11 protein-coding genes are annotated in these 15,805 nt (G+C 64.0%); 3 read left to right on the top strand and 8 right to left on the bottom strand.

The genetic code is table 11. The annotated features are described in order from the left end of the window. Positions 1 to 708: 708 nt before the first annotated feature. Both INT12_RS25905 and INT12_RS25900 read right to left on the bottom strand, forming a co-directional pair. On the bottom strand, positions 709 to 1,608 hold the full coding sequence (locus INT12_RS25905; RefSeq protein WP_017849647.1) for a PA4780 family RIO1-like protein kinase: 900 nt from the start codon (positions 1,606 to 1,608) through the stop codon (positions 709 to 711). A 135-nt stretch (positions 1,609 to 1,743) separates the two neighbouring features. Continuing rightward, positions 1,744 to 3,021: an acetyl-CoA C-acetyltransferase gene (locus INT12_RS25900; RefSeq protein ID WP_017849648.1), complete on the bottom strand. Its 1,278-nt coding sequence runs from the start codon at positions 3,019 to 3,021 to the stop codon at positions 1,744 to 1,746. 114 nt (positions 3,022 to 3,135) lie between these two features. On the opposite strand from INT12_RS25900, the gene INT12_RS25895 reads away from it, so the two are divergent. Then, positions 3,136 to 4,488 carry a 3-oxoacyl-ACP reductase gene (locus tag INT12_RS25895; protein ID WP_193059075.1) on the top strand — a complete coding sequence of 451 codons (1,353 nt, stop codon included), beginning with the start codon at positions 3,136 to 3,138 and terminating at the stop codon, positions 4,486 to 4,488. A gap of 2 nt (positions 4,489 to 4,490) precedes the next feature. After that, entirely contained in the window at positions 4,491 to 5,339 is an 849-nt protein-coding gene (locus INT12_RS25890; RefSeq protein WP_104904020.1) for a MaoC family dehydratase, read from the top strand. 35 nt (positions 5,340 to 5,374) lie between these two features. Here the strand turns inward: INT12_RS25890 and INT12_RS25885 are convergent, their stop codons facing one another. From INT12_RS25885 to pbpC, 5 genes are all read right to left on the bottom strand, one after another. After that, positions 5,375 to 5,932 carry a DUF4136 domain-containing protein gene (locus INT12_RS25885; protein WP_046485731.1) on the bottom strand — a complete coding sequence of 186 codons (558 nt, stop codon included), beginning with the start codon at positions 5,930 to 5,932 and terminating at the stop codon, positions 5,375 to 5,377. Positions 5,933 to 5,977: 45 nt separating this feature from the next. Next, entirely contained in the window at positions 5,978 to 6,580 is a 603-nt protein-coding gene (locus INT12_RS25880; RefSeq protein WP_046384841.1) for a DUF4136 domain-containing protein, read from the bottom strand. A 24-nt stretch (positions 6,581 to 6,604) separates the two neighbouring features. Beyond that, entirely contained in the window at positions 6,605 to 7,354 is a 750-nt protein-coding gene (locus tag INT12_RS25875; protein WP_017849653.1) for a methyltransferase, read from the bottom strand. Beyond that, complete coding sequence (locus tag INT12_RS25870; RefSeq protein ID WP_017849654.1) at positions 7,347 to 7,655, bottom strand: MazG-like family protein; 309 nt, start codon at positions 7,653 to 7,655, stop codon at positions 7,347 to 7,349. Before INT12_RS25870 ends, INT12_RS25875 begins: the two co-directional genes overlap by 8 nt. A 158-nt stretch (positions 7,656 to 7,813) precedes the next feature. Beyond that, positions 7,814 to 10,144, bottom strand: a complete 2,331-nt coding sequence (gene pbpC / locus INT12_RS25865; protein WP_193039888.1) for a peptidoglycan glycosyltransferase PbpC — start codon at positions 10,142 to 10,144, stop codon at positions 7,814 to 7,816. A 90-nt stretch (positions 10,145 to 10,234) separates the two neighbouring features. On the opposite strand from pbpC, the gene INT12_RS25860 reads away from it, so the two are divergent. Further along, positions 10,235 to 10,528 carry a hypothetical protein gene (locus INT12_RS25860; protein ID WP_017849656.1) on the top strand — a complete coding sequence of 98 codons (294 nt, stop codon included), beginning with the start codon at positions 10,235 to 10,237 and terminating at the stop codon, positions 10,526 to 10,528. A 194-nt stretch (positions 10,529 to 10,722) separates the two neighbouring features. Here the strand turns inward: INT12_RS25860 and INT12_RS25855 are convergent, their stop codons facing one another. Next, positions 10,723 to 15,624, bottom strand: coding sequence for an alpha-2-macroglobulin family protein (locus INT12_RS25855; RefSeq protein ID WP_193039889.1), 4,902 nt, complete (start codon positions 15,622 to 15,624; stop codon positions 10,723 to 10,725). Positions 15,625 to 15,805: the final 181 nt, after the last annotated feature.

Genomic DNA, 15,805 nt, shown 5'->3' with positions numbered 1-15,805 from the left:
CAAAACCAATGTGGGAGGGGGCTTGCCCCCGATAGCGGTGGACCAGTCAATATACGTATCGACTGACATGGCGCTATCGGGGGCAAGCCCCCTCCCACATTTTTAGATCTTCTATTGCCTGAAGATCATTCCAACATTTTTAGATCTTCTATTGCCTGAAGATCACTTCCACACGTCGGGAGGTTGCTGCGCCTGAAGGGGGTAAGGGGTGTACACAAAACCAATGTGGGAGGGGGCTTGCCCCCGATAGCGGTGGATCAGTCAATATACGTATCGACTGACATGGCGCTATCGGGGGCAAGCCCCCTCCCACATTTAGATCTCCAATTACCTGAAGATCATTCCCATATTTTTAGATCTTCAATTACCTGAAGATCATTCCCACATTTTTAGATCTTCTATTGCCTGAAGATCACTTCCACACGTCGGGTGGTTGTTGCGTCTGAAGGGGGAGGCGGTAAGGGGTGTACACGAAACCAATGTGGGAGGGGGCTTGCCCCCGATAGCGGTGGATCAGTCAATATACGTATCGACTGACACGGAGCTATCGGGGGCAAGCCCCCTCCCACATTTAGATCTCCAATTACCTGAAGATCACTTCCACACTTTTTAGATCTCCAATTACCTGAAGATCACTTCTACACTTTTTAGATCTCCAATTGTTTGAAGATCACTTCCACACTGTTTATATCGACAACAGCTTGGGGGTCACTGCATCCAAGGCGGTGGCGGTGGTTCGTCAGGCGTTTTGCTCGGTGGCGCATCATCCGCCGCGCGAGCCGCCTGGCGCCGCTCTTCGTCCAGTCGCGCCGCTTCGATCTCGCGGATCACGCCGCCCACGTCGGCGAGTTCTTCCGGTTCGTCGAACTCGCCGGTCAAGATGCTGGCCGGGTGCAAGGTGCCGGCTTCGTACAGCGCCCACATTTCCTTGGCGTACTTGGTCTTCTTCAGCTCCGGGGCAAAGCGCCCGAAGTAGGAAGCCATGTTGCCCACATCCCGCTCCAGCATGTTGAACGCATGGTTGTTGCCCGCCGCATCCACCGCCTGGGGCAGGTCGATGATCACCGGGCCGGTCGGCGTGAGCAGTACGTTGAACTCGGACAGGTCACCATGCACCAGGCCGGTACACAGCATCAGCACGATCTGGGAGATCAGGAACGCGTGGTACTCGCGCGCCTGGTCCGGCTCCAGCACCACGTCGTTCAGGCGCGGCGCCGCATCGCCGTACTCGTCGGCCACCAGCTCCATCAACAGCACGCCTTCAAGGAAGTCATACGGCTTGGGCACGCGAACGCCCGCGCCGGCCAGGCGGAACAACGCCGCGACTTCGGCGTTCTGCCAGGCATCTTCGGTTTCTTTCTTACCGAATTTGGAGCCCTTGGCCATGGCCCGGGCCTGCCGGCTGTTACGGACCTTTCGGCCTTCCTGGTATTCGGACGCTTGACGAAAACTTCGTTTGTTCGCCTCCTTGTAAACCTTGGCGCAACGCAATTCGTTGCCGCAGCGCACCACATAAACAGCTGCTTCTTTACCACTCATGAGTGGGCGCAGCACTTCGTCGACCAGACCGTCTTCGATCAGGGGTTCAATGCGTTTAGGAGTCTTCATCAGCTTTTATTGTGGGTCCTTTATTACCAAACACGCGTATGGCACTCGTTATACGGCAATCGGCTCGCCTCGGGGAGGGGCTACCGAGCTTTGACCACCGAAGAATGCATCCAATATGCCAGTTTTCCACGCAATTCAGCGTTCAATGATCGCTGTCACGCCCTGCCCTCCGGCGGCACAGATTGAAATCAGCCCGCGCCCCTTGCCCGCGACGTCCAACAGCTTGGCCAGGTTGGCGACGATACGCCCGCCCGTCGCAGCAAACGGATGGCCGGCGGCCAGGGAACTGCCCTTGACGTTGAGGCGGCTGCGGTCGATCGAACCCAGCGGCGCGTCCAGCCCCAGGTGCGTCTTGCAGTAGTCCGCATCTTCCCAGGCCTTGAGCGTACACAACACTTGGGCAGCGAATGCTTCGTGGATCTCGTAGTAATCGAAGTCCTGCAGTGTCAGGCCATTCCTCGCCAGCAAACGCGGCACGGCGTACACCGGCGCCATCAACAGGCCTTCGGCGCCGTTGACGAAATCCACCGCCGCCGCTTCGCCATCGCGCAGGTAAGCCAGGATCGGCAAGCCGCGCTCCCTGGCCCAGGCTTCGCTGCCGAGCAACACCAGGGAGGCGCCGTCCGTCAGCGGCGTGGAGTTGCCGGCGGTGAGCGTGCCTTTGGCGCTGCGCTCGAAGGCGGGCTTGAGGCCGGCGAGTTTTTCCAGGGTCAGGTCGGGGCGCAGGTTGTGGTCGCGGGTCAGGCCCAGAAACGGGGTGAGCAAATCGTTGTGCCAGCCTTCGGCGTAGGCCGCGGCCATTTTCTGGTGGCTCTCCAGGGCGAGCTGGTCTTGCTCGGCGCGCGGAATCTGCCAGGTCTGCGCCATCAGCTCACAGTGCTGGCCCATGGATAAACCGGTGCGGGGTTCGCCATTGCGCGGCAGCTCGGGTTTGAGGTGATGGGGACGGAGTTGTAACAAAAGTTTTAGTTTGTCCGCCAAGGATTGGCTGCGGTTGGCCTGCAGCAGAATCTTGCGCAGCCCTTCGTTCACCCCGATCGGTGCGTCGGACGTGGTGTCCACCCCACCGGCAATCCCGCACTCGATCTGGCCCAGGGCAATCTTGTTGGCCACCAGCAACGCCGCCTCCAGCCCGGTACCGCAGGCCTGCTGAATGTCATAGGCCGGGGTTTGCGGCGACAGGCGCGAACCCAGCACGCATTCGCGGGTCAGGTTGAAGTCGCGCGAGTGCTTGAGCACCGCGCCGGCGACCACCTCGCCCAGGCGCAGGCCGTGCAGGTTGTAGCGCTCGATCAGGCCTTCGAGGGTCGCCGTCAGCATCGCCTGGTTGCTCGCCGTGGCATACGGGCCATTGGAGCGGGCGAAAGGAATGCGATTACCGCCAATGATCGCTACACGGCGCAATTGAGTCATGGAAAGCTCCCTGTCGGTTGTGGGGTAAGTCGTTCAGACTAGCCTAGGCTCAATCGAACGACTGCCGCCGCGAGGTGGTCAACCCTTTGAACCCCAGCCTTTGGAGAGCGTTCCATGTCTGACCGTTATATCGACTTCGCCAACTCAAGCCTCGGCCATCGCCTGGTCGCCGCCATTGGCCGGCCGTCACCGGTACGCCTGGAGCGCTGGCAAGCCGGGCGTCTGCGCCCGGTCGACGGCGCGCTGCTGCTCGGCGGCGGGGCGCTGGCGGCCAAGGTGCTGGCGTTTGCGCACAAACTCACCGAGGCCATTTATAGCTACGGCGCCGGGCCGCTGGAAGCCCCGGCCTGGATTCCCGGGCATGGCCCCAAGCTCAAGGCGCTGGTGTTCGACGCCAGCGACTTGCAACACACCGACCAGCTCAAGCAATTGCGCGAGTTCTTTCAGCCCCTGCTGAAAAACCTCGATCACAGCGCGCATCTGGTGATCCTCGGCCGCGCGCCGGAAAGTCTCAGCGACCCGTTCGCCGCCAGCGCGCAGCGCGCCCTCGAAGGGTTCAGCCGCTCCCTGGCCAAAGAACTGCGCAACGGCGGCGTATTGCAATTGCTGTCGGTCGGCCAAGGTGCCGAGGACCAGTTGGAAGGGGCGTTGCGGTTTTTCCTGTCGCCCAAAAGTGCCTACATCTCGGGCCAGGTGATTCGCCTGGAAGCCTGCGCCACCCCCGTCGAAGACTGGACCCGCCCGATTGCCGCGCGCAAGGCGCTGGTCACCGGCGCGGCGCGCGGCATTGGCGCCGCCATCGCCGAAACCCTCGCCCGCGACGGCGCCGAGGTAATTCTGCTGGACGTGCCCCAGGCCAAGGCTGACCTCGAAGCCCTGGCGGCGCGCCTGGGAGGGCGCAGCATCGTGCTGGACATCTGTGCCGACGACGCCGCCCGCCAGTTGATCGAACAACTGCCGGACGGCCTCGACATCCTCGTCCATAACGCCGGCATCACCCGCGACAAAACCCTCGCCAACATGACCCCGGAATACTGGGACGCCGTGCTGGCGGTCAACCTCAATGCGCCGCAAGTGCTGACCAAGGCCCTGCTCGACAGCGGCACCCTGCACGACAACGCACGCGTGGTGCTGCTGGCCTCCATCAGCGGGATTGCCGGCAACCGCGGGCAAACCAACTATGCCGCGAGCAAGGCCGGGTTGATCGGTTTGGCCCAGGCCTGGGCGCCGCTGTTGAAGGCGCGGGGAATCAGCATCAACGCCGTGGCTCCCGGTTTTATCGAAACCCAGATGACCGCGCATATCCCCTTCGCCCTGCGTGAGGCCGGGCGCCGCATGAGTTCCCTGGGCCAGGGCGGCTTGCCGCAGGACGTCGCCGAAGCGGTCGCCTGGCTCGGTCAGCCGGGTTCCGGCGCGGTCAGCGGCCAGGCACTGCGGGTGTGTGGGCAAAGTGTACTGGGAGCGTAAGCATGGACTGGACCACCCTGGACCACCCGCCGCAGCTTATGCCGTTGTACTGGCGCGCGGCGCTCAAGCGCAGGATCACCGGCAGCCATTTGCCCGAGCAGGGGTTTCGCTGCCGCGTGAGCGTCAACCCCGAGCAGGTGGCGGCGTATCGGCAGGTGTGTGGCTTTGCCGACAGCCCGATGCTGCCGGCGACGTATCCGCAGGTGCTGGCGTTCGGCCTGCAGTTAAAACTGCTGACGGCGCCATCGTTTCCGTTCCCGTTGTTGGGGCTGGTCCACCTGCGCAATCGCATCCGGGTGTATCGGCCCTTGGGGGCGGTGAGTGAGCTGACCATCGCCGTCCACGCACACCATCTCAAACCCCACGCCAAGGGCGCGACGTTTGAGCTGGTGACCACCGCCGAAGATGCCCTCGGCCTGCTGTGGGAAGCGCAGAGCCGCATGCTCTGCCGTGGCGTGAAGCTCGACGGTGCAGCGGCAGACGACGCCTTGCCCACGCCCACCCAGGTCAGCGAACTGACCCGCTGGAAAGCCCCGGCCGATATCGGCCGTCGTTACGCCCGGGTGTCCGGCGACTACAACCCGATCCACTTGAGCGCCCTGACCGCCAGACTATTCGGTTTCCCCCAAGCCATCGCCCACGGCCTGTGGAACAAGGCGCGCACCCTCGCTGCCCTCGGCGAGCACCTGCCCGCGGCGAATATCGAAATAGAGGTCGAATTCAAGAAACCGGTGCGTCTGCCCAGCGAGATCATCCTGCACGCCAGCGTCGCCGGTCCCAGTGGCCAGTTGTGGTTGAAAGGCTCGGGGGAGATTGAGCACATGGTCGGCCGGTGGCAACCGATTGGCTGAAACCGGCCGCTCATCTCTCTCGGGGCAACAGCGTGTCAGCGCGGCGGGTAGCTGGAAAGGATTCGCGCGATCGTCTTGCGAATGGCGTTGCTGCGATCCTGCGGCTCGGGCGAGCTGGCCATGATCTGCTCGTCGCTGCCGCGCCAGACGAGTTTGCCGTCCTTGCCGTCGAGCAGGTCGATCTGGATGGTCGCCACCTTGTAGGTGATGTTGCGCGTTTCGTTGTACATCGGCGCGCCCCAGTAGCCATTCCACGGCCCGCCCCAGGCGCCGCCGTAGTTGGTGCTGACTTGTTGCTGGCGGTCTTCGACGATCAGGTAGGCCTGCGCATTCAGGTCCGCCCGGGTGCCCGCCGCCGCAGGGCGCAGGCCGCGTTGGTCGAGTTGTTCACCGACGGCCTGGCGGATACGTTGTTCGGTGAGGTCGCTCTTGATCCGCGGATCATCGGGACGGTATTGCAGCGCCGGGTCTTTCCAGGCCCAACTGCGGTAGGCGCCGAAGTCCCGGCTGGCATCGAAATCGTGGTTGACCTGGCTGGTCTGGCAACCGCCCAGCAGCACGACCAAAGCGAGCGTTGCGATACGTCCAAACATGATGGTTCTCCAACGAGCGACCCGGGCATTAAATGAGAATAGCTGTTAACTGGGAGGATACGCCGTCATTGCCTTTTGCACAGCCTTGCGCAACGCATCGGCTCGCTCACTGAGGCTGCCCTGACTGCCGGTTTCGGCGCTGGCGCTCCACACCGGCTGACCGCTGCGTGCATCGAACAGATTGACCCGCACCACCACGACCTGAACTTCATAGGTACGCACGATCGGCGCCGAGTTGTACATGCCGTAGCCATTGCCATAACGATTGTAGCCACCGTACCCATAGCCGTAGTCATCCTGGACCTGCTTGAGGCGCTTCTCCAGATGCACGTCGGCGCTCACCAGCAGGTCGGGCGCGCGGTTGTCGTGCAGGGGGCGCAAGCCTCGCTGGTCGAGGGCGCCGCTGACCGCTTCGGCAATCTGCGCCGAGTCCGCCCAGGCCGTGCCCGCTGGCAACTGGCCGTTGCGCCAGGCCCAGATGCGGTAGGCGCCGTAGTCACGCACCGGCGCGGGGTAGGCGCTGGCATCAAAGGTCCTGGCCGCCTGGGCCGGAGCCGGCGGCATCGGCGCCGAGGTGGCCACGTAGGGATTGGGGCTGGAGCAGGCGCCCAGCCCAAGGAACAACAGGATTAACCCGAAACGACGCATTTCGACCTCCACTGACTGGGCCGCTTAAACCGGACGGCAGATCCAGTGCAAATAACGCCCAAGTCCGGCAAAGCTTGGGTGACGACGATGGGCGAGCTCCATCTCCAGCACATCCTGCAATGCCACGCGGGCCTGGAATTCCACCGGCATATAATCGTGGAACACCCGCACGCCGCTCTGGCTTTCGACCTGCCAAAGCCCCTCGAGTTGCGCCGCCAGCTCTCGCGGGTCGAGCGGCTGCTGCGGGGTCAGGCTCTGTTTTTCGCCGGCCATGTCGTTCTTGCGCATTTTGCGGAAGTGGCCTTTGAGCAGGTTGCGGTAAATCAGCGCATCGCGATTGTAGAACGCCAGGGACAGCCAGCCGCCAGGCACCGTCAACTGGTGCAGCACGGGCAGGATCGCGTGGGGTTCGGCCAGCCATTCGAGGACGGCGTGGCACAGCACCACATCGTAGGGCTCGGTGAGTTGGCCGAGCAGGTCTTGCCAGGGCGCATGGATGAAGGTCGCGCTCTGCCCCGCCTCGGCGAAGCGTTGGCGCGCACCGCTCAGCATCGGCTCGGCGGGTTCGGCCAGGGTCACCTGATGCCCGCGCTCGGCCAGCCACAGCGACATGTGCCCCAGGCCCGCGCCGATATCCAGCACACGCAACGGCCGTTGCGGCAGGGCTTCGGTGAGGTCGGCCTGCAACACCGCCAGGCGAATCGCGCCCTTGGCGCCGCCGTAGATCTTCTCGGCAAAACGCGTGGCCAGTTGGTCGAAGTGACGATCACTCATGGATAAACCGCCGTTCGCTGTCGGCCAGCTTGGCGCGCACCACCTCGTTCATGTCCAGGCCCAACTCGCTGCACAGCAACAGCAGGTACAGCACGATATCGCCGACTTCCTGGCCGGCGTGGGCGAGTGTGTCGGCGGGCAACTGGCGCGACTGGTCTTCGGTGAGCCATTGGAAGATTTCCACCAACTCGGCCATTTCCACGCTGGCGGCCATGGCCAGGTTTTTCGGGCTGTGGAATTGTTTCCAATCGTTGGTATCGCGGATGCGATGCAGGCGTTCGGTGAGGTGTTCGAGGTTCATGAGGGGCTCCTGAAGGGGTATAGCTTCGGGGGGATCAGGGATGAAGGCAAGTGAATCCGGGGGGATGGACTTTAGGGCGCTATCGCAGGCAAGCCTGCTCCCACATTTGAATGGATTCACACATCGGAATGTGGGGGTTGGTTTGGCAGTGATGGGGTCTAGTCGACGATGCTGAATTCGATTCGGGCGGTTTGGCCGGCCTCGTCGAGAACGCTGAGCTGGTAGCGGCCCAATTGCTCGAAACTGGCGTTGATGCTGTCTTGGTTGGCGCTGTCGCCCAACGGCGCACCGTTGAGGAACCACCAGCGCCGGCCGCTGCCGCCCAGCGCCGAGATCTTCAGGCGCAGCGCCTGTTGGCTGGCAGCGGGCAGGCGCAGTTGATCGCCTTCGCGCACGCCGACAATCGACAATGGCGAGGACGCCGCCAGGGCCGGCGGCGGGCAATCGGGGTCCGCGGCCGGCAAGCGTGCGTCGCGGCGTTCGGCCCGCGGTAGCCAGGGTTCCAACGGCGCGGGCCACAGGGCAATGTTCTTCAACTGCGCGCCCGGACAATGGGCGTCCACCCTCAAACCCTTGGGGTTGACCCAGACGCTTTCCATCAAGCCCACACCCAGCGGTTGATCCAGTGCCAGCAAGGTCGGCGGTGTGGTGTTGTCCAGCGTCCAGGCGAAACGCTGGCGCCGGCAATTCGGATCGCTGCGGCTCATGGGCTGGCCCAGCGGCCAGCAGATCGCCGCCACGCCGACGTTCGCCGGCACCGGTTTGACCGGCGCGCTGATGCCACGCTGGCTGTCGCGGTTGGTCAACACATCGTGTACCTGCAACATCAAGGGCGCGGCCGAGGCCAAGCCGAACTGCCCCGGCACTGGCGTGCCGTCGGGGCGGCCGATCCACACGCCGATCAAATAGCGCGGCCCCACGCCGATCGCCCAGGCATCGCGGAACCCGTAGCTGGTGCCGGTTTTCCAGGCCAGCACCGGGCGCTGCACCAGTTCGGCGCGCGGGTCGCGGTCGGGCCGCGCCTGGCCGCTGAGGATACGCCGCACAATCCAGGCGGACCCTGGCGACAGTAAAGGCCGTTCTTTAAGCGTATCGTCCGGCTGTAATCGAATCGTGGCGCTCCTGCCGTCGCGAGCGAAAGCGCTGTAGCCGCTCACCAGATCTTCCAGGCGACTGCCCGCGCCGCCCAGGATCAGCGCCAGGTTCGGCTCGGCCAACGCCGGCAGCGCCAGCGGCACCCCGCCGATACGCATCTGCGCGGCGAAGCGCTTCGGCCCGTAGGCTTCCAGCAACTGCACCGCCGGCAGGTTGAGCGAACTGGACAACGCCGTGCTCGCCGGCACCGCGCCGGTAAAGCCCATGGAGAAGTTGCCCGGCCGGTAATCGCCATAGCGCCTGGGCACATCCTGCAACAGCGATTCGGAGTGAATCAGCCCGTCGTCCAGGGCCATGCCATACAGGAAGGGCTTGAGGGTCGAGCCCGGCGAACGCAGGGCGCTGATCATGTCCACATGGCCGAAGCGCTTGGCATCATTGATGTCCACCGAGCCGAGGTAGGCGCGCACGGCCATGCTGTCTTCCTCCACCACCAGGATCGCCGCCGAGGTGTATTCCGGCAAACGCGCGCGCCAGCCCAGCAGCAGGTCTTCGAGACGGCGTTGCAGGGTGGCGTCCAGGGTGGTGCGGATCAGCGGCGGGCTGTCGGGGCGGTTCAGGCGACGGGCGAGCAAGGGCGCCAGGCTGGGCTCCAGGCGCGGCGCGAGCAGCAACGGTTCCTCCAGGGCTTCGGCCACTGCCGATGACGGCCATACCTGGAACTCACCGAGGCGGCGCAGCACCTTGTCCCGCGCTTCCTGAGCGCGCTGGGGGTGGCGGTCGGGGCGCAGGCGGCTCGGCGCCTGGGGCAACACCGCGAGCAAGGCGGCTTCGGCGTGGGTCAGTTGCGCCGGCGACTTGCCCAGATACGCCCAACTGGCCGCCGCCACGCCTTGCAAGGTGCCGCCAAACGGCGCGCGGTTCAGGTACAGGTTGAGAATCTCGGCCTTGGACAAGTGCCATTCCAACTGCGCGGTGCGCCACAGCTGGCGCAGCTTGCCGTGGAACGTGCGCGAGTGGGGATCGAGCAAACGGGCGACCTGCATCGACAAGGTGCTACCGCCCGACACCACCCGCGCACCGGTCAGGTTCTGCCACGTCGCCCGCGCCAGCGCGAACGGGTTTACGCCGGGGTGCTGGTAGAACCAACGGTCCTCGTAGGTGAGCAACGCATCGAGGTAATACGGCGACACCTCAGCGGTTTGCACCGGGTAACGCCACACGCCATTGGCATCGGCAAACCGCCACAACGGCGTGCCATCCTCGGCCAGCACCACCCGCGCCAGGTCGTCCCTGGGCAGCGGCAGGGGCCAGATGCGGTCGGCCAACCACAGCAGGGCAATCATCAGGAGCAGGCTCGCGAGGGTCCAGCGAGCAACTAAACGCAAACTCAAACGGGCAAACCTCTATGCTTGTAGGGAACTAGCCTGTCGCAATAACAACCAAAGGCACAGACACGCCCACCTTCTCATCAGGACACACACATGCAGGTAGAAAGCTTCTTCGAATGGTTGGGCCAGGCGCTCGGTTCCGTCATCCGTTTTATCGTCGACGGCCTCAGCGGCATCTTCGGTGCCTTGACGCACGCCGGTGGCAACTTTATCGATGGCCTGTCGCGTACCTTGGGCATGGACACTTCCATCATCAGCATCATTACCCTGATCCTCGGCCTGATGCTGCTGTACTCGGCGGTACGCGCCTTCATGCGCGCATCGATCATCATGGGCATCATCTGGCTGATGCTCGGCCTGTGGCTACTCAGCTGGGTAGTCCACTAACCCCAAAAAAACCCCACCAATCCCTGTAGGAGGGGGCTTGCCCCCGATAGCTGTATTTCAGTCAATGCATCAGGTAACTGACCCACCGCCATCGGGGGCAAGCCCCCTCCCACATTTAGCCCTCATTCCACATTTAGCCCCATTCCCAGATTTAGCCTCCACTGCACATTTAGTCCCCATTCCACATCGAGCTTTCAACGCCCCTTGATCACCAGATCCACCGGTGTCTCACCCACCGCCTGCCAGTTCGGCCGATACATCGACTCCACCTGCGGCGGCGGCACCCGATACGTCCCCGGCGTCACCGCCCGCGCCAGATACAACAGGTGCGTGGTGCCATAGCCATCCAGGTTCATCGCCGCCACGTAGCGGTCATCACGAAACTCCTGATGCTTGAGCGAGGCGTTCTGCATCGACTCGCGCCATTCCTTTACCTGGCTGCTGGCGTTTTCCAGGCTTGCGGCGCTTTGCGCGAGGTTCTGGTTTTCCAGCTCCAGGCCTGCTGGCAGCAGGTCCACCACCAGGGCATCCGGTACACGCTGCTTGGCGCTGACCGCCAGATGCACCAGCACCAGGTCGCCGCTGTTGAGGCTACGCAGGTTCAGCGGCTGGCCGTTCATGCCCAGGTATTCGCGGCGGATGCTCAGGTTGTCGCCGCCAGCGGCCGGTGGCACTTGTGGATAACCCGAGATCGTCAACTGCTGGTACACCGGCGTCTCGCCCTGATTGCGCAGGCTCAAGTCGCTGGACAGCAGCGCGCCCGTCAACGCCAGTGTCGACTGTTGATTATTCAATTCGCGCACGCCGCCGCTGCCGGTGAGCGACACCTGCCAATTCGACTCGGGCTGGGCGAACCCGAGGCGCCCGGCCAGGAACAGCGAGTTGCGTTCCTGGGTCGACAGGTACGGGCTGGCCGCCAATTGATCCGACAAGGTGAACAAGCGCTCTTCACGCTTGCCCTTGGCCAGGTCGTTTTCTTCGAGCAACGCCAGGATCATCGCCTGGTCGCGCAGCGGGCTGCCGTAATCGGCCAGCCATTCCTTGGCATTGCGCTGCGCCGCCAGCCCTGCGAGCAAGGCTTGATCGGCGCGCGGCTGGTCGCCCATCTTCTGCAAGGCGATGGCCAGTTGCGCCAGTGGCAACCCGGAGCGCGCATCGCTGCGCCGCTCGAACAGACTGCGCAACGCGCCCAACGGCGCCTGCTGACTGCGCGCCAGTACCAGGCCGGCGTAGGCCTGCACAGCGAAGCGGGTGTGCTCGGCGTTGTCGCTGTAATCGACTTCGATCAGGTTGCGCTCCTGCACATAACGCAGCAGACGCTCACTGGCTTTCTTCAAGGCTTGCGGCGGCACGGCGAAGCCCTGGTCGCGGGCGCGCAGCAGGAAGTCGGTGACATAGGCGGTCAGCCAGTATTCCTCTTCGCCATCGGCGCCCCACAAGCCAAAGCTGCCGTTGTAGCGCTGCATGCCCAGCAGTCGTTCAATGCCCAGCTCGATCTTGCGTTTGCGCTCGGCGTCCGGCTCGCCCTTGATGCCCAGGCGCTTGAGCAAGGCATCGTCGGCATACAGCGACGGGTAGAGGCCGCTGGCGGTCTGCTCCAGGCAACCGTAGGGGTACGCCTTGAGCGCACTGATTTGCGCGCCGAGGTTCAACGGCGGCCGGCTCGACAGGCTCAACAACGCCTCGCGCCCCGCGCTGTCGAATTGATCGAGCGCCCCCGCCGGCAAGCTCCACGGCTGCTCCTTGAGCACCGCACGATAGTGCTTGAGCAAGGCCGGATAGGCCGGGCGCACGCCCAAGGTCCATTCGCGGCTGAACGGCGGCAGGTTTTCACCGGGCAGGTCCAGGCCATTCACCGTGACTTTGAGCTTGCCCTGCCCCAGGCCGCCCCAGGCTTTCACCGGGATGCGCAGCGTGGTGCGCTGGCCCTGTTTCAGTTCAAGCGATTGCGCGGCGCTGTCGACCAGTTCCAGTTGCCCTTCGGCGCTCAGTTGCACGTCGAGCTTTTGCGCCTTGCCCGACAGGTTGGACAGGTCCAGCGCCAAGCTGGTCTGGTCGCCGCCCGCGAGGAAGCGCGGCGCCGACAGTTCGGCAATCAGCGGTGCGGCGATCACGGTTTTGGCTTCAGCCATGCCGTAGCGGTCATCGCTCCAGGCCTGGGCCATCAGGCGCAACTCGCCGTTGAAGTCGGGGATATTGACGCTGACTTCACCCTCGCCCTGCGCGTTCAACGTCACCGGTGCGCTTTGCAGGGCGACGATGGTCACGCTGGTGTCCGGGCGTTTGCCGCCCTTGGCCAATGCGGCGTCACCGCCGAAGGCCAGGCTCGCCAGGCGGCCCTGGCCGGCTTCGATCAGTTGGCCATAGATGTCGAACTGGTCCACGCCATACGACTTGCGGCCGAACAGGCTGGAGTACGGATCGGGCGTCGGGTATTCGGTGATATTGAGGATGCCTACGTCGACTGCCGCCACCAGCACATGCACCTGCTTGGGCACGCTACCGTCGGCATTTTTCGCGGTAACTTTCACCGTCAGCGCTTGTTTGGGGCGCATTTTTTCCGGCGCGGTGAGGGTCAGCCCCAGTTTGCGCTGGGTGCGATCCAGCGGCAGGTGCAGCAGGCCCACCGCCCGTTTGGGGGTGATGTTGGCTTTGCGCTCGCCGGGGCGGATCACCAGGGCGCTGACGTAGAGGTCATGGCGCGCCCATTTCGGGTCGAGTTTCACGGCGAAGCTTTTGCCCTCGGCCGGCACGTCGATCGCCTGCCACCACAGCGGCCCCTCGGCGGACTCGACCAGCAGGTAGCCTTTACCGGCCGCCGGCGGCGTCACCGTGACATTGGCCGTATCGCCGTCGCCATAGGCGGGTTTGTCCAGCGCCAGCTTGACCTGATCGGGGCGCACGGCGCCGCCTTCGGTGTTGTCCTGGGCCTGGTAGCCGGCCCAGAAGCGCAGGCTGCTGACCAGCCCGGTCTGCGGGTCTTCGACCTCGACGCGGTACGGGCCCCACTCCACCTGGAAGCTGACTTTGGCGGTGTCGCCGGCCTTGATGTCCAGGCTCTGTTCGTCGAGGTTGAGGAATTTCTCGTTGTAGTGGTAGCTCCAGCCGTCGCTGTCCGAGTAATTCCAGTAGTAGTCACGGCGCTCGCGCACCAGGCGGACCTTGAGGTTTTTCGCGGCGAGTTTCTGCCCGTCCTGGTTGGCCAGCAGCACTTCGAATTCCGCCGGGCCGTCGCCGTTGGTTTCCTTGCCGTCAAACAGCCCGCGCAGGCCCGGCAACTGCTCGGCCGGCCAGATCGGCTGCACCAGGCGCCGGGTGATCGGCCGCCCGCCCGACTCATGCAGGCTGGCTTGCACGATCAGTTGCAGCGGCGACTTGGCGTCGGCCCATTTGCTTTCCAGGGTCAGGGCTTCCTGGCCCTTGGCGTCGAGCACGCTTTCATCCAGTTCGAAATCCTGGCTCAGCTCTTCTTCGGTGACGGAGCCGAACTGGTAACCCGGCAGCGATTTCACCGCCTCGCGCAGCGGACGCACATACACCTGCCCGCTGACCCGGTTGCCCGACGCCGGCGCGCCATACAGGTAGCGGCCATTGACCTGAATGACCGGGTTATCCTCCGGGCTCAATGCCGTGTCGCTGCCCTTGAGTTCCAGCGCCAGGCGCTCGGGCAGGAAGTCTTCGACGAGGAACTCGTACAACTGCGGCTTGCCATCGCCCAGGTCGAACACCAGCTGCCAACGCCCGGTCGGCGCTTCGCCGGCCAATTGCAATTGATATTGATAGAGGCCGGAGGCGTCGGCGTCCCAGACGAATTTGCGGCTGGCCTGCTCATCCGGGCGGCGCACTTCGACGCTCACTGGCTGCGGCTTGACCGCGTTGCCGTCCTTGTCGCGCAGCAAGGCGTTAAGCAGCACGGTTTCGCCAGGGCGATACAGATCGCGTGGGCCGAACACAAAGAACTGCAGCGGGTGCGACGGTTGGCCGCCGATATCGAACTCCGCCAGATCGAGCGCGGCGCTGTCCAGGCGCAACAGGCTGGTTTGTTCGCCCTGCTTGGCCAACAGCACCTGGGCCTTTTTCGGCAACGGCAATTCGGCGTGACCGCCCTGCTCGGTCTTGCCCTGCCCCACCACCCGGCCCTCGGCATCGAGCACTTCGAGGTCGACGCCATCCAGCGCCTTGCCACCGTCCAGCGCCTGGGTAAACACATCCAGGCGATTGGCGTAGCGGTGAACCGACAGGCCGATATCACTCAAGGTGAACAGCGTGGCCGGTTGCGAATAGTTGTAGGTGCCCGACGCCCGCATCACCGCCAGGTATACGCCCGGCTGCTGCAGTTGCTTGAGGCCGGCGATCGGCAGCAACAGGGTTTCGCGGGTATTGCGCGCCGGGTTCAGGTCGAAGCGGCCGCCGTAGACCAGATCGGCCAGCGGCAGCAGCTCGCGGGACTCATAGCTTTGCAGGCTGGTGTTGCGCCCCCACTGGGCGAGGAACGATGGCAGGGATTCGGGCTTGATCCGGAAGAATTCGACGTCGATCTTGTCGACATTCAGCGCAATCACCGGCAACCCCTCGGCCAGCCGCGTGGGCAACAGCGTGCCACGGCTGGCGAAGCCGACGGTGGCTTGCAGGTCACGGGTTTCCAGGCGGGCGACGTACTCGGCGGGCAACAGGTTGTTGTTCACCGCGCGCACGCCGGGGTCGACCGTCAGCACCAACTTGCGCTGCGGCTCCAGGTGGCGCAGGCGCAACTCCATCAGGTTATCCGACAGCTCCCAGGCGCCGTCGACCTTGCCCGACTTGCTGTCCACCAGATGCAGCTTGTCGGCGAACTTCTGCTCCGGATCCAACGGAATGGAAAAGCTCACCGACAAGGTGCTGGCGCCGTCCAACTGCACCTCGGACACGTCCACCACACTCAACTCACGCCCGGCATAGCGCTGCTTCAGCGCCGCCACATCCACCGCCGCCTTGGCCGGCTTCGGCGCCACACTGCTCGCAGCTGCCGGCGCGCTCGGCGCAGTCGGTTTATCGGAAGAATCGCAGGCGCTAAGCAGGGCCAGCGCACAAGCCAGGAACAGTCCTTTGTTAAGCATGGGGCACTCGTCGTCAGAGGGAACCGAGGGATGAACTATATATCAGCGCCGGCCAAGCCGATGTGGCGCTGGTCACATTGACCGACGGAGGGCAGTTTGGTTCTTCGCGTCACGCGATCCAAGCCAAATCCCACAAACACAAAAAATCAAAATCACTGAAGATCAAAATATGGAATGGGGG

Origin of the sequence: Pseudomonas sp. K8 (assembly GCF_014889455.1) — a bacterium.
Classification (GTDB): Bacteria; Pseudomonadota; Gammaproteobacteria; order Pseudomonadales; family Pseudomonadaceae; genus Aquipseudomonas; species Aquipseudomonas veronii.
The sequence above is the reverse complement of the archived record's forward strand: the minus strand, read 5'-3'. Positions and strand labels throughout refer to the sequence as shown.

Coding starts and splice junctions, on each gene's coding strand:
- INT12_RS25900 (WP_017849648.1), bottom strand. CDS start 3,021: ATGACTCAATTGCGCCGTGTAGCGATCATTGGCGGTAATCGCATTCCT.
- INT12_RS25895 (WP_193059075.1), top strand. CDS start 3,136: ATGTCTGACCGTTATATCGACTTCGCCAACTCAAGCCTCGGCCATCGC.
- INT12_RS25905 (WP_017849647.1), bottom strand. CDS start 1,608: ATGAAGACTCCTAAACGCATTGAACCCCTGATCGAAGACGGTCTGGTC.
- INT12_RS25870 (WP_017849654.1), bottom strand. CDS start 7,655: ATGAACCTCGAACACCTCACCGAACGCCTGCATCGCATCCGCGATACC.
- INT12_RS25855 (WP_193039889.1), bottom strand. CDS start 15,624: ATGCTTAACAAAGGACTGTTCCTGGCTTGTGCGCTGGCCCTGCTTAGC.
- INT12_RS25860 (WP_017849656.1), top strand. CDS start 10,235: ATGCAGGTAGAAAGCTTCTTCGAATGGTTGGGCCAGGCGCTCGGTTCC.
- INT12_RS25875 (WP_017849653.1), bottom strand. CDS start 7,354: ATGAGTGATCGTCACTTCGACCAACTGGCCACGCGTTTTGCCGAGAAG.
- INT12_RS25890 (WP_104904020.1), top strand. CDS start 4,491: ATGGACTGGACCACCCTGGACCACCCGCCGCAGCTTATGCCGTTGTAC.
- INT12_RS25880 (WP_046384841.1), bottom strand. CDS start 6,580: ATGCGTCGTTTCGGGTTAATCCTGTTGTTCCTTGGGCTGGGCGCCTGC.
- INT12_RS25885 (WP_046485731.1), bottom strand. CDS start 5,932: ATGTTTGGACGTATCGCAACGCTCGCTTTGGTCGTGCTGCTGGGCGGT.